A 22,286-nucleotide genomic window follows, 5' to 3' on the forward strand; every position below is an offset into this window, starting at 1 on the left:
TGTAACCCTAAATGATTTGTTGAACGGAGTGTCAGTTGTAGACGGCGACGTGGTCATCACAATAACTGATAATGGTGGCTTAAGTGGTGCAAGTATTGATGCTGATGGTACGTTGAACGTTCCCGCAATCACGGCGGCGGATACCTATACGGTAACCTATTCAATCTGTGAAAAACTTAATCCATCAAATTGTGATTCTGCTACCGCTACCGTATTGGTAGAACCTGCAGTATTAGGTGCTACAGATGATGATTTTTCAGGAAATCCTGTTAATGGTCTTGAGGGCGGTATTGCTGGTGATGTAACAGCGAACGATACGTTGAACGGACAACCTTTGGACGATGGTAAAGTATTCATTACCGATGACGGCGGTATGACCAATGCCAGTATAGACAATGACGGTAACTTTATAGTACCGCCAAATACCCCAGCCGGCACGTATACCGTGGTTTATACGATCTGTGAAAATTTAAATCCTACCAATTGTGATTCTGCTACCATAACCATAGTGGTATCTGCAGCACCAATAGATGCCGTTGATGATGATTTTTCAGCATCTCCTATCAATGGTTTTGATGGCGGTACAACGGCAACTGTTTATACAAACGATGAATTGAACAATGCCGCTTTTGTTTCATCTAGCGTAATTCCTACTATTATCAATGATGGGGGAATAACCGGGGTAGTTATCAATACCGATGGCACTCTGGATATACCGGAAAATATTGTTGCCGGTACATATACCATTGGTTACCAAATTTGTGAGGCTATGAATTCAACAAATTGTGATACGGCAACGGTAACAGTGGTTATGCAGGCACCGGTAATCAATGCAAATACCGATGACTTTACATTGGCAACGGTGAATGGAAATTTTGGTGGATCAGCGGGTAATGTATTAGGTAATGATACCCTCAATGGTACATCGGTAGATGCAAACGATGTTAATACTACCCTATTAAATGATGGAGGTATTGCCGGACTGACCATTTCTGCCAATGGTTCCGTGAATGTGCCGTCAGGAACAGCTGCGGGCACTTATACTATTGAATATAATATTTGTGAAGTGACCAACCCTTCAAATTGTGATTCGGCATTTGCTACGGTTGAAGTAAGTGCGGGAGACCTTAATGCCATAAATGATGATTTTTCAGGAAACGCAATCAATGGTTTTGATGGTGGTAGTCCTGGTAACGTCATACCAAATGATGAACTTGACGGGAATCCGTTCTTGGCAAGTGAAGTGAATATAGCCATTATAGACGATGGTAGAATTACCGGAATTAGTATTGATGCCAATGGGGATATTAATGTCCCTGCTGGTACGGCCGCAGGAACTTATGATGTTATTTATCAGATTTGTGAAAAATTAAATCCAGGTAATTGTGACAATGCTGTTGTATCCATTGTTGTGACTCCACCAGTATTGGACGCGGTTAGCAATGATTTCTCCACAACTCCAGTGAACGGATATACCGGCGGGTCAAACACTACGGTTTTTGATAATGATACGCTGAACAACGCCCCATTTGCGGCTACTGATGTTGAGTCAGCTATTCTTGCCAATGGAGGATTGAACGGAGTAACCATAAACCCGGATGGAACTGTTAACATACCATCAGGAACGGTTGCCGGAACTTATGTAATTACGTACCAAATCTGTGAAGTGTTGAATCCTACAAATTGTGATACTGCAGATCTAACGGTTGTAGTCAATGCTGCACCTATAGCTGCGGTAACGGACGACTTTTCCACGAACGAGGTCAGTGGGCAAAATGGGGGTGTAGCAGGTGATGTAACTACAAACGACCTATTGAACAATGATCCTGTAATTGATGATGAAATTGATATTATTCTGGACGATAATGGTGGGTTGTTCGGTGTAGCGATCAATAATAATGGAGGTATAATAGTTCCGCCGGATTCACCAGAAGGTACTTACACCATTACCTATACAATTTGTGAAAACTTAAATGTTGGAAATTGTAGTACTACAACGGCAATTATAACCGTTGGTGTAGCAGATTTAGATGCCGTTATTGACGACTTTACCGGTACACCTGTCAACGGAAAAGATGGCGGTGTAGCAGGTGATTTGACTGCGAACGATTTCTTAAATGGTGCTTTGGTAGATGATAATGATATCAACATTACCCTAACCGATGATGGTGGTATTTCAGGTGCAATTGTCAATAATGACGGAACCCTAGTCATTCCGCCAAATACTCCGGCAGGTACATATACGTTGTCCTATAACATTTGTGAGGATTTGAATCCTACTAATTGTGATAATGCCAATGTGGACATTGTAGTGGCGGCATCTGCACTGGTAGCCAATGATGATGATTTTAACGGAAACCCTGTCGTTGGAAAAGATGGCGGTATTGCAGGAGATGTTACGGCTAATGATGAATTAAACGGAAGTGCCGTAGATGATGAGGATATTTCACTTGCGCTAACGGACAACGGTGGTCTTTCTGGGGCAGCGATCAATAATAACGGTGAAGTAATTGTTCCACCTAATACTTCAGCAGGGTCGTATACGCTGACCTATTCCGTATGTGAGAATCTTAACCCTACCAATTGTGGGTCCGCAACGGTTACCATAACGGTTAATGCAGGTAATCTGATCGTAAACCCAGATGATTTCAATGCTAACCCGGTAAATGGTAAAGAGGGTGGCATTGCAGGTGATGTAACCATAAACGATCAGTTGAACGGTGTTGGCGTAAATGATGCGGATATTGCGCTCAATATTGCGGACAATGGCGGTTTATCTGGTGTAGCGATCAATAATGATGGAACCATTATTGTTCCTCCAAATACTCCAGAAGGAGTTTACACGATAAGTTATTCTGCCTGTGAGAATCTTAATCCATCCAATTGTGCTACGACCAATTTCACGCTAGTTGTGGAAAGTGCCATAATCAATGCCGTTGATGACGACCTAAGTGCAACTCCGGTTAATGGTAAAGATGGCGGTATTGCGGGCGATGTTACCATAAATGATATGTTGAACGGTGTTACCGTAGAGGATACTGACATTAATATTGCAGTGGTCGATAACGATGGCTTAAATGGGGTAGGCATAAATCCTGATGGTACTGTAGTTATTCCACAAAATGCACCGGCAGGAAATTATACAATTACCTATTCAATTTGTGAAAACTTAAACCCGGGTAATTGTAGTTCGGCTACAACGGTTATCGTAGTTTCCGCAGCGGTATTGCAAGCAATTGATGATAATTTCAGCAATACGCCAACAAATGGTATTACCGGGGGCGTAGCAGGAGATGTTACTGTCAATGATCAATTGAACGGTACACCCGCAGATGATGCCGATATCAATATTGCTCTAACGGATAATGGTGGCCTCATTGGTGCTACGATGAACAATGATGGTACGATCGTAGTTCCTCCAAGTACCCCTGCCGGTCCGTATACCCTTACATATACAATTTGTGAGAATCTAAACCCGGCCAATTGTAGTAGTGCCTTTGTAGAAATCGTAGTTGGTTCAGCTAATATAGAAGCCGTAGATGATGATTTCAGCAACTCATCGGTAAATGGTGTTGATGGAGGTATTGCAGGGGATTTAACGGAAAACGATACAATAAACGGTATGCCGGTAGACGATGCGGACATTAACAGTACGTTGAATGAGAATGGTGGTTTGGACGGTGCTGTTCTTAATGAGGATGGAACCCTAACTATACCTTCAGGAACTACGGAAGGGACCTATACGTTGTCATATACTATTTGTGAAATCTTGAATCCATCCAATTGTAGTTCGGCATCGGTAACAATCCAAGTAGATAATTGTTTAAGTGTAGCTACGAATGATTGTGATGGTGATGGCTTGACCAATGAACAAGAAGTAGCAATTGGTACAGACCCCGAAAATGGAGATACGGATGCCGATGGTATTACAGATGGACAAGAAATAACGGATAATACCGATCCTTTAAATGCTTGTGATTCCATTGGCGGCACACCTCCTTCAAACGTAGTTTGCGATACTGATGGAGATGGTATCTTGGATGATCAGGAAATGATCGATAATACCGACCCTCTGGATGATTGTGATTCAGTTGGCGGTACACCTTTGAATACTTCAGATTGTGATAATGACGGACTAACCAACGGTGAGGAGGCAAGTTTGGGTACCGATCCAAATAACCTTGATACCGATGGTGACGGTATTGGTGACGGTCAAGAAGTTATTGATGGTACCGATCCCCTGAACGATTGTGATTCTGTAGGCGGTACACCTTTGGCTGCAAGTGATTGTGATAGCGATGGACTTACCAATGATGAAGAAATACTATTGGGCACGGACCCAAATAATCCGGATACGGATGATGATATTCTTAACGATGGTTTGGAAGTTAGCATTGGCACCAACCCTAATGAGGCCGATTCTGACGGAGATGGTATACCTGATGGACAGGAAGTTGAGGAAGGAACCGATCCTTTGAACGATTGTGATTCAGTAGGCGGAACGCCGTTACCTACAAGTGACTGTGATGATGACGGACTTACCAATGATGAGGAAACAGCACTTGGTACCGATGCCAACAATGCAGATTCTGATGGTGATGGTATCAATGATGGACAAGAAGTTTTAGACGGAACCGATCCACTAGATGGCTGTAGTTCTAAAGGAGGAACGCCTCCGGTAGATACCGTATGTGATATCAGTATTGAAAGTGACCTTATAAATCCAAATACAAATGATGGAGCGTTCACTATAAATAATATTGAATCTTTCCCTAATAATACAGTGAAAATCTACAATAGATGGGGCGTATTGGTCTTTGAGACCAAAGGCTATGACAATGTAGAAAATGTCTTCAGGGGCATATCTAACGGTAGGGTTACGGTGAAGAAGAACGAAGAGCTACCTGTAGGTGTCTATTATTATATCATTGAATATGCTAACAATGAAAGTTCAAGGACAATGAACGGTTACCTATATATCAACCGATAGGTAAAACATTATAAAATTTTAAAAATTACTATGAAAAGATTTTTCTTACTTACACTAGTAATGGCCGGTTCCATTTGGTGTTCCAATGCTCAGCAAGATGCCCAGTATACCCAATACATGTATAATACCGTGGCGGTAAATCCTGCATATGCGGGTAATAGGGGCGTGCTAAGTATTGCAGCGTTACATAGGTCGCAATGGGTGGGTATAGATGGTGCGCCAACCACCCAGACCTTGAATATCCACACCCCAATATCACAACGTGTGGGGCTTGGACTGTCCATTGTAAACGATGAAATAGGTAACGGTACCAATCAAGACACGTATTTTGATGCTGTATTTTCCTATACGGTACCTACTTCGGAATATGGCAAATTGTCCTTTGGACTTAAGGCCGGAGGTCATTTATTAAATATTGATTTTAATCAATTGAGAAATTATGATCCTTCTAGCGCCGCAGTTGGTCAGAACAATATTGACAAGCGTTTTTCCCCAAATTTTGGGGCGGGTATTTATTACCATACCGAGGAGTTCTATGCAGGAATTTCGGTGCCTAATATTTTAGAAACGGAACATTTTGACTCATCAGGTTCCAGCGCATCCTTTATTGCACAAGAGCGTATGAACATTTATTTTATTTCAGGATATATTTTTGAAATTAATCCAGATGTAAAGCTTAAGCCCGCAATATTGTTTAAGGCGGTGGAAGGTGCACCATTACAAGCAGATCTTTCGGCTACGGTACTTCTAAACGATAAAGTTTCATTGGGTGCCGCCTATAGATGGGATGCCGCATTAAGCGGACTCGTAGGGTTTCAATTGAACGATAAAATAATGTTGGGACTTGCCTATGACCGGGAAGTAACGGAACTTGGCAATACCGCCTTTAATGATGGCTCGTTTGAAGTCTTTTTAAGGTTCGAATTCCTTACCCGATACAAAAACATCATAGCACCAAGATTCTTTTAAACTATTCTAGAAATGACCGAACGAACAAACTACGTATATTTTCTTTTCCTCGCAATTGTATTGGTGGGTACCGCTACACATGCACAGGATAGAAAAGTGAAAAGTGCACAAAACGAATTTAAGAATTATGCGTATGCAGAGGCTATAGAGGCATATGAACAATTGGTAGAAGATGGTTATGAAACCAAGGACATCTACAAGAACCTTGGTGATTCTTATTACCAAAAAGCAGATTATAATGCAGCTGCACACTGGTATGGTCAATTGTTTGCTCTAAATGATTCCACTATAGAAGCGGAATACGAATACCGTTATGCACATACCTTAAAATCTGTAGGTGATTATAAAGCTTCCAATGAATGGATGAAAACCTTTAGCGCAAACAATCCACAGGATTTAAGGGCCATCAAATTTTTGGAGGACACCCAATATTTGGAAAACATAAAGGCAAAAGCCAGTAGGTATGACATTAATAACGTGGCGATCAATTCACCTGCATCAGATTTTGCACCATCGTTAAAAGGATCAGAGCTTGTATTCTCAACCGCTAGGGATTCTGGAAAAATTTCCAAGAATTTACATAAATGGAACAATAGGCCCTTTTCCAATCTTTATAGCGCCACGGTTCTAGAAGATGGCACATTTACCGATCCTATGCGTCTTTCAAAGAAGCTGAACAAAAAAACCCATGAAACCTCAACTGCTTTTACAAAAGATGGTAAAACGGTTTATTTTACGAGGAATAACTCTAAAAACGGAAATTTTGCAAGAGATGATAAAGGGCTTAGTAGGTTAAAGATTTATAAGGCAACCCTTCAAGATGGCGAATGGATGCATATTACCGAATTACCTTTTAATAGTGATAACTATTCCGTAGCGCACCCAACACTTAGTGCAGATGAACGTAAAATGTATTTTGCCTCAGATATGCCCGGTACTTATGGCAAGTCGGATATTTTTGTGGTTAAAATTAATGAGGATGGTAGTTTTGGGACACCTAAAAATTTGGGTAATCAAGTAAATACGGAAAGTCGAGAAACCTTTCCGCATATAACTCAAGAGAATATTCTATATTTTGCCTCTGACGGTCACCCGGGATTGGGCGGTTTAGATGTTTTTGCAACACGCATTAACGATCATTTGGATCAGGGTTTTGTGGTAAATGTAGGGGAACCTGTAAATAGTGAACAGGATGATTTTTCATTTGTCATTGACGAAAATTCCAAAACAGGATTTTTTGCATCTAATCGTGAAGGTGGTGTAGGTAGTGATGATATTTATTCGTTCAAGGAAACCGAAGAAATTGTCCTGGAATGCCAGAAGGAAATTAAAGGTATCGTGTCGATAAAAGATACAGGTAAGGCATTACAAGGGGCCAAAATAACGTTGTATGACGATAAGGATAACAAAGTGGCAGAATCAATTTCCGGTAAAAAAGGAGGGTTTAATCTAGTTGGTCCTTGTGGAACAGGGACATACAGGGTGGAAGGTGCTAAATTAGATTATGAGAAAGATGCTACGTCTTTTATGTGGAATGGCACAAAGGCCGCAGATGAAATTGCATTGCAACTTGCCCCTGTGGTCAAGACCCCTTCAATGGGCTCTGACTTAACAACTTTTCTAGGCTTGTCTCCAATTTATTTTGATCTGGATAAATCTTTTATAAGGCAAGATGCCTTAACCACTCTTAATGAGGTCATAGCCTATATGAAACAATATCCGGAAATTAAAATTGAGGTTCGCTCCCATACAGATGCTTCTGCAGGTACTGCGTATAATTTAAGATTAAGTGAACGAAGGGTAAAGGCAACTCTGGCGTATTTGGAAGAAAATGGCATAGATAAGGCTAGGCTTAGTGGGCATGGTTTTGGGGAAACGCAGTTGTTGAATGATTGTGTAACCAAAGATGTGTGTAATGATGCACAGCACCAGATCAACCGTCGTTCAGAGTTTATAGTGGTGGAATAATGTGAGTTTTATACCTATTTTATAATAGTAAGACAAATGTAAGTACTACAATTTAAAAGACGTAAAACTATTTAAGTGATCTAGTTCTAAAAAAAATGAAACTACATTATCTGAAAATTAAAAACTTATAATTGTAATCCTTTTCTTTTAAAAGACCGTATTTTAATTGTTTAAAATATTAAATATTTGGCCCAATCAAAGATTCATACAGAAACTCAAGAGAAATATCATAAAATTTTCATTGAGCAAACGCCTAGTGCTATTGCAATGCTTAACACTAATATGATTTACTTGGCAGTATCTCAACGGTGGCTCAAAGATTATTCATTAGAAGCTGATAATGTTATTGGTAAATCCCATTATGAAGTTTTTCCTGAAATTGGTGATGACTGGAAAAAGAATCATATTAAATGTCTTCAAGGAGCTATTGATACTTGTGAGGAACACCCTTTTCAACGTGAAGACGGAACCATACAATGGATATATTGGGATGTGCGTCCTTGGTATAATGAAAGGAAAGAAATTGGTGGGCTTTTAATGCATACGGGTGATATTACCCAACAAAAGGAAAAGGAGTTTGAAAAAAAGCGTATTGAAGAAATACTTGAAAAATCCAATGAGATTGCCAGAATAGGAACTTGGGAATTAAATTATCAAACTTATGAGGTTTTTTGGAGTAAAATAGTTCGTGAAATATATGAGGTTCCAGATAATTTTGTTCCAACTATTGAAAATACCCAACATTTTTACAAAGAGAAGAGTAGAAATAATTTAAAACTTTTAATAGAGAACGCTTTAGAACATAGTTCGCCTTTTGACTTAAAAATTGAGATTACAACGGCAAAGGGTAATTCTACCTGGATAAGGGTTGTAGGGCAACCCGAGTTTGTTAATGGACAATGCATAAGAATTTTTGGAATAATCCAGGATATTGATAGGGTAACCAAGTCAGAACAGGCATTAGTTGTTGCCCATTCTGAATTGGAAGGAATATTTACTTCAAAAACTATTGCAATCATTTCTACCGACAAAGATGGATTTCTTAGAAGGTTAAATAATGGTGCGGAACAATTATTGGGTTATTCATCCGAAGAGATAATAGGACTAAAGAGTACTATATTTATAACAGAGGAGGAAATGAAGCGGTTTGAACGTGAAATGGCTAACACTTACCGTACTAATAATTTATCCAATCAAAAAATTAATGAGGCAAAAGAGTGGACCTTTAGGAGAAAGAATGGTTCAACATTAAAAGTTCTAATTGCAATTTCTGTTATTGAAAACAATAGGGGAGAAAATCAAGGTTTTGTGTTGGTTGCAACTGATATATCCAAACTTAAGGATGTTGAAAATGAGTTGCTCAAAAAAAATGAATTACTAAATTTTGCGGAACAGATTACCTTATTAGGTCACTGGCAATGGAATACTGTTCTAGATAAGGTAAAATGGTCTGAAAACCTTTATGAGCTAGTAGAACTTGATAAGAATACTTTAGACTTAAAGTTCGACACATATTTCAATTTTGTTCATCCAGATGACAAGGAAATGGTTAAAAATTATTTTGATAACGCCATAGCCAATAAAAAATTTTACAATTTTACACATAGAATTATTACTACAACTGGAGTTGAAAAAACAATTCAACTTTTAGGAAAGGTGATAAAGAACCAATTCAATGAAGTGGTTGAAATAATTGGAACAGGACAAGATGTTACTGAAACTAAAATGGCGGAAAGAAAATTCAAAGGCCTTTTAGAATCTGCCCCGGATGCAATGGTCATTGTTAATAAGAAAGGAGCAGTTCAGTTGATAAATAGGCAGGCAGAAAAATTATTTGGATATCTTCCAGAAGAATTATTTGAAAAATCAGTGAAACTTTTAATACCAGAATTATTCACAATAAAATCCAATCAAGAGGACGAAAATTTTTACGGCACCTCTATTTCGAAAGAAATGAACGAAGGGGTGGAACTATATGGCATTAAAAAAAATAGCCATAAAATTCCAATACAAATAAGTTTAAGCCCACTTTATACAGAAGAAGGGTTATTGATCTCAATTGCTATTCGTGATATTACAAAACAGAAGCTAGCTGAACAACGAATAATTGAGTCAAAAGAAAAGCTAGAAGTTATTGCTGAGCAATTATCAAGACAAAATAAACAACTGGCCGATTTCAACCATATAACTTCACATAATTTAAGGGCTCCAGTGGCCAATCTTACATCGCTCTTACAAATTTATAAGAATGCTGCTTGTGACAAGGAGCGGGACGATATTTTTGGCAAGTTTGAAATGGTTATTGATCACTTGTCAATTACCTTGAATACACTTATAGAAGCATTAAAAACTAAAATAAGTAATTCTGAAGAAGATTTGGAATACATTGATTTTGAGTCGGTTTTAAACAATACGAAGGAAATTTTAAGTGGTGCAATTTTGCAATCACAAGCAATTATTAAGGGCGATTTTTCCAAAATTCGAAACCTCAAGTATAAACGGATTTATATGGAGAGTATTTTTCTTAATATTATTGGAAATGCAATCAAATATAAATCGCCTGATAGGCCACCAAGAATAACTGTTCATACAGAGATCGAAAATGGTTTTGTACTACTTAAATTTCAGGATAATGGTTTGGGTATTGATTTAGACAGACATGGTCATAAGTTATTTGGCCTTAATAAAGTTTTTCATAGACACCCGGATGCAAAGGGTGTAGGTTTATTTCTGACAAAGACACAAATTGTTGCAATGGGGGGAGAAATTAAGGCCAATAGTAAATTAAATGAAGGTACTGTTTTTACCATAAAGTTTAAGTAATTTTAATATGACCAATCAATTAAATGCCTGGGTAGTAGATGATGATGAAATATACAAATTCACCGTTTTAAAATCTTTAGAATCACTAAATCTACCTTTAAATTTAATAACATTTCCTGATGGGGAAAAAGCTTTTAATGCTATTCAAGATAACCTTACTGATGGCGCCAAATTACCGGATATAATTTTTTTAGATATAGAAATGCCTATAATGGATGGTTTTCTATTCATAGAAGAATTTTTAAAGGTTAAGTCGAAGATAAGTAAGCAGATAGAAATTTATATGGTTTCATCGTCTCTTGATCCTAAAGATATCCAAAGAGCTAAAAATATAGGTGCCATTAAGGACTATATTATAAAACCTGTTGCTGCATCATCCTTTAAAATAATTATGAACAGTTTTTTTGAGAACAGAAACTGTTTCAATAAGTGAGTCAGCGCCCTTTAATTAAGCTCAAACTAGTCCTTGGTGGAGATTTAAAATTAGGGGTAAGTCAAATTGATTATCTCATTTAAATGAATTTTATTCTTGTTAACTAATTTATAGTGAATTGGTTCTCAAATACTTATTTTTTACTCAATAATTTTAACATTTCTTTAGTTAGGGTTTTTTTGTTCTGAATTGTTTTACACCCAAACAATAAAAATTAAAAGAATGAAAAATTATTTGAAAACAGTTACAGTTGCTTTTATTTCAACATTGATGGCCGTTTCTTGTAGTAATAATGATGACGGAGATGTAAATATGGATGCAGAATCCTATGATACCACTTTTAAGATTACCGATGCTCCAATTGATAATGCCAATGTAGAGGCTGTGTTCGTTACAGTATCCAACGTAAAGGTTGACGGAACTTCTTTGGAAGGCTTTAACAAAACTACCTTTGATTTATCTGCACTTGTCAATGGAAAAACGCTTACTCTAGGTAATTTGGAGTTAGAAGCAGGCTCCTATTCCAATATAGAACTTGAATTGGATTATGAAACCGATGCCGATGGTAACTCTCCAGGATGTTATGTTGAGTTGGTCAATGGTGAAAAAGACCAATTGGAAGCTACGGCCAGCAAAATCTCCATTACCGATTCTTTTGAGGTGTTGGCTACGACCACCAACGAAATCATTATAGATTTTGATTTAAGAAAGACCATTAAGGAAGAACAGGGTTCCGCTAATAGTAATTTTGAGTTTGTATCCATGCAGGAACTGTCTTCCGGTATAAGAACGGTCAATAATGATAAGGCGGGCAATATTTCGGGTTCTGCAAACGATCCGGAAAATACATCGGATAAAATTATTGTATATGCCTATGAAAAGGGAACATTTAACGCTGATGTAGAGCGTAGTGGTCAAGGGGAAAGCAATGTATTATTTGCCAATGCGGTTACAAGTTCTGAAGTAAGCGGTTTAAATAACGCTTATAACTTGAGCTTTTTGGAAGAAGGGGAATATGAACTTGTATTTGCTTCTTACACACAAGAAGGTGAAGGTTTTGCATTCAATGCCTTACTTGAGGCCGAGTCCACTACAGGTCTTGACCTAGGTGCCATTAGTATAACTTCTGCACTTCAGATTAGCGCAAACGTAACGATTACGGGTACCAAATAATAGTATAACATTAAATAAATAAAAGCCCTGACATTATGATCAGGGCTTTTTTTATTGTATTTCGGTTCGAGTTACGATCTCAAGGTATAGAGTTAAATGGTTCAGTATTAAGAGCCTAATTTTGTATTAAATAAAAAATATACAATGTCATTATTAACAATTATCTTAAATATATTATTACCACCATTGGCCGTATTTATGAACCATGGTATAGGTACAACCCTTTTAATAAGTATTTTATTGACCTTACTTGCATGGTTGCCAGGTGTAATCCATGCCTTTATCGTAAATCAATAAAGTAAATCAAATATTTATCTTTCCTACTTGTGTGTATGGTAAAGATAATTAAGGTCGAATGGCTGTCAGCATTGCGTTGATGGTTTGTTCGACTTTTTATTTGTAATATGTTTAACTTTTACCTGTAGGTAATAATAATACCTTTATCAAATTCATATTTTAGTACCATAATAAGTATGTATTTTTAGGTGTTATTCCGTTGATATATAAAATTGTATAGCCAATGAATCATTATTATAAGACTGCGTTGATTGCCTTGTCACTTATAGGCTTAAATTGTAAAGATCAACCCAAGGAAAAGGGCTCGGCAGCAGACGGCACTGTTGAAACGGTTAATGATAATAATGGTGAAATAATTATAGAGGAGGCTATTAAGGCACATGGAGGCCCTTTATATGATAGTGCCAACTACCAATTTGTTTTTCGAGATAAACGCTATACATTCAACAATAAAAATGGGAATACCTATACGGTTCATTCTATTGATAGTGTTGGAAACCGTATTGCAGATTATTTAAAAAACGGCACGTTCAAAAGAACCGTTAACGAAAACCCTGTTACGTTGTCTTTAGAAGACAAGACCAAGTATAGCAATGCCTTAAACTCTGTTGTTTATTTTGCTACATTACCCCATAAGCTAAAGGACAATGCCGTAATAAAACAATATGTTGGTGAGGCCGTGGTAAAAGGGGAGGATTATGATGTTGTCAAGGTCACGTTTGAACAAGAAGGGGGTGGTGCGGACCATGATGATATCTTTATGTACTGGATCAACAAAAAATCGCATTACATAAACTATTTGGCATATAGTTATAGTGTAAATGAAGGAGGTGTTAGGTTTAGAAGTGCTTATAACCCAAGAACCGTAGACGGTATACGATTTCAGGATTATATAAATTGGGAGGCTCCAATAGGAACTTCATTAGGCGACCTCCCAGCTTTATTTGAAAAAGGTCAACTAAAGGAATTGTCCAGAATTGAGACCGTGGATGTTCAGAATATGGACGCCAAGGATATAGAGGAATAATCTCGGCTAATTAATGCATCACTTATTGTTATTGTATCTTTGACTATGCTGTTTAACCTATGTGGTTACAGCTCATTTTCTAATGTGTTGACACCTAAAAGCAACCGCACATGAATGGTAAAACCTTGTTTGACAATTTTCGGGAAATTTCCGCAAAAGAGTGGAAACAAAAAATTCAATATGCTCTAAAAGGTAAAGAGTATAATGAAGAAGTTGTTTGGGATACTCCTGAAGGCATCAAGATAAAACCTTTCTATAATTCAGAGGATTTAGGGAATACCACTCCATTATCCGCTACAGGCGATTCATGGAAGGTTGGCCATTTAGTTTATGCCGGCAATGCAAGAATGGCAAATGCTAACGCCTTAAGACATATTGAAAGAGGGGCGGAGGCTATTACTTTTTTAATTCCTAATGATACCATTGATGTGTCATCACTTTTGGACAATATTGATATCAATCTTGTCAAAATATACTTTGATATGCAATTTTTGTCCAAAAGCTATATTTCAAATTCAATACACCGTTGTCCAGATGCTTCCAAAATAAGTTTTGGGATAGATCCTGTCGGCTATTTGGCAAGAACGGGTAATTGGCACCATTCTATGAAAGAAGACCTATTGGCGGTAAAGGATATTCTTTCCCTAAATATTGAAAATGTGCTACAGGTTAATGTTGGGTTATATGAAAATGCAGGGGCGGATATTGTACAGCAATTGGCATATGCCATGGCCCATGCCAATGAGTATTTACATATGTGTCAAGAGCAAGGTGACCTCCATCGATTAAAAAAAATGGAGTTTAAATTGGCGATAGGGGGAAATTACTTTTTCGAAATTTCAAAAATTAGGGCGCTTAGAAAACTTTGGTCTACTTTGATAGGTGCATACGAAATATCCATTCCGTGCCACATCATATCAACACCTTCAAGAAGAAACAAAACGGTATATGATTATAATGTTAATATGCTTAGGACTACGACGGAATCAATGGCAGCCGTTTTAGGGGGGTCGGATACGGTTTTTAATATGCCGTATGATGCGATTTTTAAGAAGGAAAATAAGTTTTCCAATCGTATAGCTTTAAACCAATTACTTCTTTTGAAGGAAGAGAGTTATTTCGCTAAAGTAAAAAACCCGGCAGACGGCAGTTATTATATAGAGACCTTGACAGATCAATTAGCCGAGAAGACATTGCTGTATTTTAAACGTATTGAAAAGGAAGGTGGATTTTTAAAACTGCTAAAAAGTCATACTATACAGCAACAGATTGCAATTGCCGCCAAAAAACAGCAGGAAAAATTTAATTCCAAGCAAATGGTTTTAGTAGGTACCAATGCTTTTGTAACTAATACGGATACAATGTCCAATGAGATTGAACTTTTTCCCTTTGTCAAAAGAAAACCAAGAAAGACATTGATACTTCCTATAATCGAAAAAAGATTGGCAGAAGAATTAGAGCAAAACCGTTTGTCTCATGAGTAGAAAGGACATGCAGCATATTCAATTGGCGGATACCGTTAAACCCGCACCCTTGGGCCAAACCGTTAATAAGGACAAATCATTTTTTGAAACAGCTGAAACCATCCAAATCAAACCAAAATATTCAAATGTGGATTTGGCCCATGTAGAACATTTGAACTTTGCCGCAGGTATTCCTCCATTCTTGCGTGGACCATATACCACTATGTATGTTCAACGTCCATGGACCATACGACAATATGCAGGGTTTTCTACGGCAAAGGAAAGTAATGAATTTTATAGGAAAAATTTAAAAGCCGGGCAGAAAGGATTATCGGTTGCGTTTGACTTGCCCACCCATAGGGGTTATGATAGTGATCATGAGCGTGTAATAGGTGACGTGGGCAAAGCTGGAGTAGCCATTGATACGGTAGAGGACATGAAAATACTTTTTAAAGGTATACCGTTAAATGAAATATCCGTTTCAATGACCATGAACGGGGCGGTTTTACCTATTATGGCCTTCTTTATTGTAGCTGCAGAAGAACAAGGGGTTTCTCTACAACAATTATCAGGCACTATACAGAATGATATTTTAAAGGAGTTTATGGTACGCAATACCTATATATATCCTCCAAAGGCTTCCATGCAAATCGTTGCAGATATCTTTGAATATACCAGTAAGCATATGCCCAAATTTAATAGTATAAGTATTTCTGGGTATCATATGCATGAAGCAGGTGCCCCAGCACATTTGGAGCTGGCTTACACCCTTGCGGACGGATTGGAATATATAAGAACCGGATTAAGGGCAGGATTGCAAATAGATGATTTTGCTCCAAGACTCTCTTTCTTTTGGGGTATTGGTATGAACCATTTCATGGAAATGGCAAAAATGCGCGCTGCAAGAATGCTATGGGCAAAAGTGGTTCAGCAATTTAATCCCAAGAACGAAAAATCCTTAATGCTTAGAACACACTGTCAAACCAGTGGTTGGTCCTTAACGGAACAGGATCCATTTAACAATGTTGCCAGAACCACTATAGAAGCAGCTGCGGCGGTTTTTGGGGGGACCCAAAGTCTGCATACCAATGCTTTGGACGAGGCAATTGCCCTACCTACGGATTTTTCTGCACGTATTGCCAGGGAAACCCAATTGTACCTTCAACAAGAGACCCACATAACTAAAACAGTAGACCCTTGGGCAGGTAGTTATTATGTTGAAAAACTTACCCACGATCTTATCCATAAAGCATGGGAACTTATGGAAGAAGTGGAGCATTTGGGCGGCATGACAAAAGCAATAGAGACCGGAATACCCAAAACCAGAATTGAAGAAGCCGCCGCAAGCAAGCAAGCAAGAATAGATAGCTTGCAAGATGTTATTGTGGGTGTCAACAAATATCAACTTCAGGAAGAAGACCAATTACAGATATTGGAGGTAGATAACAAAGAGGTAAGAAGACAACAGATAGAACGTTTAACCACTATAAAAAAACAAAGGAATACGGCGAATGTTGAGCGTTCTCTAAAGGCATTGACGAAGGCTGCTAAAATTAAGCTTGAAAAAAGGGATACGAAGGAAAATTTACTAGCTTTAGCAATAACAGCTGCCAGGGAAAGAGCTACACTAGGGGAAATCAGTGATGCTTTGGAAAACGCCTTTGGTAGGCATACGGCAGTAGTAAATTCATTTACGGGAGTGTATTCAAGAGAAATAAAGGAAGACAAGGATTTTAAGAGGGCACAGGAACTTGCGGATAAATTTGCAGAGCAAGACGGTAGACGCCCTCGTATTTTAATTGCCAAAATGGGACAAGATGGTCACGATAGGGGCGCAAAAGTAGTGGCTACCGGTTATGCCGATCTAGGATTCGATGTAGATATTGGTCCCCTTTTTCAGACTCCAAAGGAAACGGCAAAGCAGGCCGTGGAGAATGATGTGCATATTTTGGGTATTTCTAGCCTTGCAGGCGGACATAAAACTTTGGTACCGGAAGTAATCAAGGAATTGAAATCTTATGGCCGGGAGGATATTATAGTAATTGTGGGTGGGGTAATACCCAGACAGGATTATGCTTTTTTGGAGCAAGCGGGAGCTACGGCAGTTTTTGGACCGGGAACAAAAATAAGTGAGGCGGCAATTCAATTGCTCAAATTACTTTTAACTACCAATTAAAACTAAAATTGGCCGAATATATGGTATATCCGGCCAATTTTAAGTTATGGTATTTTGGTTACGCTACGGCAACCTCTACTTCACTCTTTCTGTTTTTTAACCAGAAATATAATATGGTGAACAATACGATAAGTATGGCTGGAAATAGAACCATTGTACCTAATGTTTCCTGACCGGAAACCAGTTCCAGTTCATCACCAGTAAAACCCTGTGCCTCTGCTGCAGCTCTGTCGGCATCGATCCAACCTCCAATAATCGGTTGAAAAATTGATGTGGAAAACATACCAATAGCACCTATGATAGACATGCCCAAAGCACCGGTTTTGGGAGTTTTGGTTGCAGTAAGCCCAATCATGTTTGGCCAGAAATAGGCAATGCCCAATGCAAATATTACGGCCGCTACATAAGCCATGGTCCCTGTTTGTGTACTAAACAGATATATTCCTATGGTTGCCAAGATGGCGGAACCTAATAATACCCCCGTTTGGTCAAATTTAGCGACCATGTTACCACCAAAATACCGTGCTATAGCCATTAACCCTGCTGTCAAAGCTAAGATCAATGTAGGCTCTGCTCCACTTTTGGAAAGTATAAGCCCTACCCATTGGTTTGGTCCAAATTCTGATATAGCCGTTAATGCCATACATACGGCAATGAACAGGAACAATGGGGTGAACATACCTTTTAAATTACCACTTATAGTAGCCGCTTCCTCAATTTTGGCTTTTGGCCATGTCTGTCCATAAAACAAAAAGGCATAAATAATGGCGGGTATTAATAATAACCAAACTTGACTTTGACCGGTAATATCTAAATTTGTCATAAAACCGGAAAGTAAACTACCTACTGCAATACCTCCTGGAAACCACATGTGAAAGCGGTTCAACATTTTACTCATTTTATTGCCTTTGTAAGCATCAGCTATCATAGGATTACAAGCAGCTTCCGTACAACCATTACCCAAACCAATTAAAAGGTTGGCAATCAAAAGGCCCATATAGCTGCCAGAAAAAATCAGTAATATAATACCTATGGTATGCGCGAAAAATGCAAACTGCATTATGGCTTTTCCGCCTACTTTATGATAGATAAGACCACCTATGACCATGGCAATCGGGAAACCCGCAAACCACATAGAGGTAATAAGCCCCGCTTGACTGGCACTGAGTTCCAGCTCAGTTTTAAGTTGGTCCAAAATACCTGCCGCAATGGCAAAAGAAAATGCCGTGGTAATTAATGCAAAACAGCTGGCATAGAAGAGCCTATTCGCATTTACTGTAGGAGTTGTACTAGAACTTTCCATATTTGTATTGATTTAGTTGATGTTTTGGTTAATATGCTAAACTAATAAAAATGAAATTATAATGGTGCTTTTTTAGTAAAATGATACTATAAGAGCGACATACGACATAAAAATTACTATTTCCAGAAATTTTAATGCTATTTATATAATCATGATTATTTAAGTTTTTACGCCTACTATGTTGATTCTTAACTATTAACTACCTTGTATTTCGTAAAGGGAACCCGTTAAATATTATATCCATGAAAAATGTAATCTATTTATTTATTGTTTTAGTATGGTGTAGTTGTACCAATCTGGATAGAAAATTAGAAGAGAGCACAACATTGAACAGCCAGGTTATACAAAGTAATTATGATCCAGAAGCTATTTTAGATAGTTTGGGTATATCATTACGGGATATAGGAAATCCTTTGGCAAATTATGTGCATGCCGCTAGAAGTGGAAACTTAATGTTTCTGGCAGGTAAAGGGCCAAGGCAAGCCGACGGTGAAAATATAGTTGGGAAATTGGGGCAGGATTTAAGTGTAGAGGAAGGGAATCTAGCGGCACGTGAAGCAGGAATTAATCAGTTATCCGTGTTAAAGGCAGAATTGGGGTCCCTTAAAAAAGTAAAAAGAATTGTAAGTGTTCACGGAATGGTAAATGCTACTGCTGATTTTACCGATCATTCCCAAGTAATCAATGGATATTCAGATCTTATGGTAGCGGTTTTTGGCAATCAAGGTAAACATGCGCGTGCCGCCATTGGTATGGTATCTTTACCCGGTAACATGGCGGTTGAGGTTGCAATGGTCGTAGAAGTGTATCCGGAATAATAAATGTTACGCATTAATTTTATAGGAATATTTAAAATATTTTTATTTTTACCGTCTTTTAAAAATCTTGGCCTCGTAGTTCAATGGATAGAATAGAAGTTTCCTAAACTTTAGATGCAAGTTCGATTCTTGCCGAGGCTACTTTTTAAATAAAAATTTGATCACGGACCAATTACTGTCTCTTGTCCCAAATTTCATACATAGGCTCTCCTTTACTGTTTTTACCGGTATGGTGCCAATCATCATCCTTAAGATTATAATTAAAGTTTAGGGTAGCGCCAACCCTGGTGTCATCCTTTGAGAAAAATTCTATCTGTTCCGTATATATACCATCTTTTGCACCATATGTTCCACCTCCAGTTCCAGAAAAGCGAAAGGATTGTGTCTCATAGGCAATCCATTGAAAAGTACCGTTAGTCAATAACTTTAATGTCTTTCTTGTATTGCTTTCCCCGCGCCTTTCCTGACCGTTATCCGGGCCCCTAGTGGCAAATAGCCATGCTCCGTCCAATTCTTGATTACTATTGGCCGTAGGTTTTAAGGTTAAATTTTCTGTCCAGTATAATTTTAAATTTTTTCCATCAATTGTATAAGGAATGGAAAGTTGGGTCTGTGCATCTTTATTGTAGTCAGAATTAAATTCTAAACGCAGTAAAATCTGTTTTTCTGATCCGGTCGTTTCATAATCCACAAATCCGCCTAAAGTTTTAATGAACGTAGCAGGTGTTATTTCATATTCGTTATAGACAAAATAATCGTTAAAAATTTTTACTTGATGTACCTTTTTTACGCCATTGGTCTCAACCGTATCCGTATAAACACCAGGCATAATTTGGCCATTTACGCCTAAACTGATTGATAAAAACAGCATAATGATAAGCCGAAATGGAGTATGTATATTGTTTTTCATTATTTTTCGTAGTATGAGCTTGTTTTTAAACTATTAAAAATAAACTAGTTACATGAGTTTTTAAAATTTAATTCAGGTAAAAAAAATTTTTTTTGCCACTGGTCGTAAAAAAAATAAAAAGCCTTGTTTTTTCAATTTTTTTGATTTCATTTGTCGTGTCCTAACACACTACTTTGTGGGTTGGAGATTTCAGGCTTTTAGCTGAACATTATGTATCGTTATTCTATGTTCGGGTTTGAGGGAAATTGGAAGTGTTTCCCGCAAATGGCTTATAAGATAGGTTGCCGATTAGTAAAGCAAACTTCCAACAAATACAACGCTATCATGCAAAGCCAGCATGATTACTTCTTCATTCCTACTACACAAAAACAGATTTTAGTCTGATTTTTTTATTATGATGGTTACGTTTTCTTAACTTTCAAAGCCTAGAGTAGTTGTTATATTTAACAAAATACATTTTTCATTATAATTTTATTTCATGAATACCAAATACATTGATCTAATTGATCAAACTTATTATTTTCCCCAAGAAGAGTTTAATCTAGATGGTGAATATCTAAAGTTTCACGGCATACCCTTACATGAGCTAGTGCAAGAGTATGGTAGTCCTTTAAAGTTTACATACCTGCCCAAAATTTCAGAAAATATATTACGGGCAAAAAATTGGTTCGCCAATGCCATTGAGAAAAATAATTACAAAGGAAAATACCATTATTGCTATTGTACCAAAAGTTCGCACTTTCAACATGTCATGCATGAAGCCCTTAAGAATAATATCCATATGGAGACTTCTTCTGCATTTGATATCAATATCATTGAAAAATTAAAGGAGGACGGTAAATTAAATGACCAAACCTTTGTCATTTGTAACGGATTTAAGCGTGAAAAATACATTGACAATATTGCACGGTTGATCAATAACGGGCACCAAAACTGTATTCCTATCATTGATAACTATGAGGAAATAGACTTGTTGACAGATGTTATTGACGATACATTTAAAGTGGGTATACGTATTGCATCAGAAGAGGAACCAAAATTTGAGTTCTATACTTCTAGGTTGGGTATAGGGTATAAGAATATAGTTCCATTCTATGAAAACCAAATAAAGGACAATGATAAGGTAGAACTAAAAATGCTTCACTTCTTCATTAATACCGGTATTCGCGATAATGCCTATTATTGGAACGAACTTGTTAAATGTTTAAAGGTGTATGTCCGCTTAAAGAAAATCTGTCCATCCTTGGACAGTTTAAATATTGGAGGAGGTTTCCCTATAAAAAACTCATTGGCCTTTGAGTATGATTATCAATATATGATCAATGAGATCTTGAACCAGATCAATATTACCTGTTCAGAGGCAGATGTGCCGGTACCCCATATTTTTACGGAATTCGGTAGTTTTACTGTAGGTGAGAGCGGTGGGGTCATTTATGAGATTTTATATCAAAAACAGCAGAACGATAGGGAAAAATGGAATATGATCGATTCTTCGTTCATTACCACGCTACCAGATACTTGGGCCATTAACAAGAGATTTATCATGCTTCCCATAAACCGATGGAACGATGAGTATGAACGCGTTCTATTGGGGGGGCTTACCTGCGACAGTGATGATTATTATAATAGCGAACAGAATATGAACGCCATCTACCTGCCAAAATATAAAAGGGAAAAACCATTATATATAGGATTTTTCAATACAGGGGCCTACCAAGAAACTATTGGGGGTTATGGCGGGTTGCAGCACTGCCTTATACCACAGCCCAAACATATTTTAATAGATAAGGATGAAAGCGGTAAATTTTCCTATAAACTATTTAAGGGGCAACAAAAAGCGGAGGACCTTTTGGGAATTTTAGGATATGATGTGGATTCACCAGTCCAATAGCATATTTTCCTATCTTTAGGAGAAGATTAATTATAGGAAAAAAAT

The 22,286-nt window shown here is 37.7% G+C and carries 14 protein-coding genes and 1 tRNA gene; 13 read left to right on the forward strand and 2 right to left on the reverse strand.

From position 1 onward, the window contains the following. Positions 1–16: 16 nt before the first annotated feature. From Q2T41_RS10850 to scpA, 10 genes are all read left to right on the forward strand, one after another. Positions 17–4,990 carry a T9SS type B sorting domain-containing protein gene (locus tag Q2T41_RS10850; protein ID WP_304436102.1) on the forward strand — a complete coding sequence of 1,658 codons (4,974 nt, stop codon included), beginning with the start codon at positions 17–19 and terminating at the stop codon, positions 4,988–4,990. A 30-nt stretch (positions 4,991–5,020) separates the two neighbouring features. Further along, entirely contained in the window at positions 5,021–5,959 is a 939-nt protein-coding gene (locus Q2T41_RS10855) for a PorP/SprF family type IX secretion system membrane protein (RefSeq protein WP_304436103.1), read from the forward strand. Between the two features lie 12 nt (positions 5,960–5,971). Beyond that, the gene (locus Q2T41_RS10860) at positions 5,972–7,927 is read left to right on the forward strand and encodes an OmpA family protein (protein WP_304436104.1); all 1,956 of its coding nucleotides are present in this window, start codon (positions 5,972–5,974) and stop codon (positions 7,925–7,927) included. Between the two features lie 186 nt (positions 7,928–8,113). Further along, entirely contained in the window at positions 8,114–10,750 is a 2,637-nt protein-coding gene (locus tag Q2T41_RS10865) for a PAS domain-containing sensor histidine kinase (RefSeq protein ID WP_304436105.1), read from the forward strand. A 7-nt stretch (positions 10,751–10,757) separates the two neighbouring features. Beyond that, the gene (locus Q2T41_RS10870; protein WP_304436106.1) at positions 10,758–11,183 is read left to right on the forward strand and encodes a response regulator; all 426 of its coding nucleotides are present in this window, start codon (positions 10,758–10,760) and stop codon (positions 11,181–11,183) included. A 222-nt stretch (positions 11,184–11,405) separates the two neighbouring features. Continuing rightward, the gene (locus tag Q2T41_RS10875; protein WP_304436107.1) at positions 11,406–12,356 is read left to right on the forward strand and encodes a DUF4382 domain-containing protein; all 951 of its coding nucleotides are present in this window, start codon (positions 11,406–11,408) and stop codon (positions 12,354–12,356) included. A 144-nt stretch (positions 12,357–12,500) separates the two neighbouring features. Then, on the forward strand, positions 12,501–12,653 hold the full coding sequence (locus tag Q2T41_RS10880) for a YqaE/Pmp3 family membrane protein (protein ID WP_089258762.1): 153 nt from the start codon (positions 12,501–12,503) through the stop codon (positions 12,651–12,653). Between the two features lie 223 nt (positions 12,654–12,876). Beyond that, positions 12,877–13,680 (forward strand): DUF6503 family protein, encoded by an 804-nt coding sequence (locus tag Q2T41_RS10885; protein ID WP_304436108.1) that lies wholly within the window; start codon positions 12,877–12,879, stop codon positions 13,678–13,680. 110 nt (positions 13,681–13,790) lie between these two features. Then, entirely contained in the window at positions 13,791–15,164 is a 1,374-nt protein-coding gene (locus Q2T41_RS10890) for a methylmalonyl-CoA mutase subunit beta (RefSeq protein ID WP_304436109.1), read from the forward strand. Then, positions 15,157–17,319 carry a methylmalonyl-CoA mutase gene (gene scpA / locus Q2T41_RS10895; protein WP_304436110.1) on the forward strand — a complete coding sequence of 721 codons (2,163 nt, stop codon included), beginning with the start codon at positions 15,157–15,159 and terminating at the stop codon, positions 17,317–17,319. Before Q2T41_RS10890 ends, scpA begins: the two co-directional genes overlap by 8 nt. Positions 17,320–17,377: 58 nt before the next feature. Here scpA and Q2T41_RS10900 read toward each other — a convergent pair whose 3' ends face one another. After that, positions 17,378–18,622: an MFS transporter gene (locus Q2T41_RS10900; RefSeq protein ID WP_304436111.1), complete on the reverse strand. Its 1,245-nt coding sequence runs from the start codon at positions 18,620–18,622 to the stop codon at positions 17,378–17,380. A 242-nt stretch (positions 18,623–18,864) separates the two neighbouring features. Between Q2T41_RS10900 and Q2T41_RS10905 the strand changes: the two genes are divergently transcribed. Together Q2T41_RS10905 and Q2T41_RS10910 are read left to right on the forward strand one after the other, a co-directional pair. Further along, positions 18,865–19,440, forward strand: a complete 576-nt coding sequence (locus Q2T41_RS10905) for a RidA family protein (protein WP_304436112.1) — start codon at positions 18,865–18,867, stop codon at positions 19,438–19,440. Positions 19,441–19,509: 69 nt separating this feature from the next. After that, positions 19,510–19,581: transfer RNA gene (locus tag Q2T41_RS10910), tRNA-Arg, on the forward strand. Between the two features lie 31 nt (positions 19,582–19,612). On the opposite strand, the gene Q2T41_RS10915 is transcribed toward Q2T41_RS10910, so the two are convergent. Further along, positions 19,613–20,350, reverse strand: a complete 738-nt coding sequence (locus Q2T41_RS10915; protein WP_304436113.1) for a DUF4488 domain-containing protein — start codon at positions 20,348–20,350, stop codon at positions 19,613–19,615. Between the two features lie 478 nt (positions 20,351–20,828). On the opposite strand from Q2T41_RS10915, the gene Q2T41_RS10920 reads away from it, so the two are divergent. Then, positions 20,829–22,241, forward strand: a complete 1,413-nt coding sequence (locus Q2T41_RS10920; RefSeq protein ID WP_304436114.1) for a type III PLP-dependent enzyme domain-containing protein — start codon at positions 20,829–20,831, stop codon at positions 22,239–22,241. Positions 22,242–22,286 lie beyond the last annotated feature (45 nt).

Source organism: Maribacter confluentis (assembly GCF_030505015.1).
Classification (GTDB): Bacteria; Bacteroidota; Bacteroidia; order Flavobacteriales; family Flavobacteriaceae; genus Maribacter; species Maribacter sedimenticola.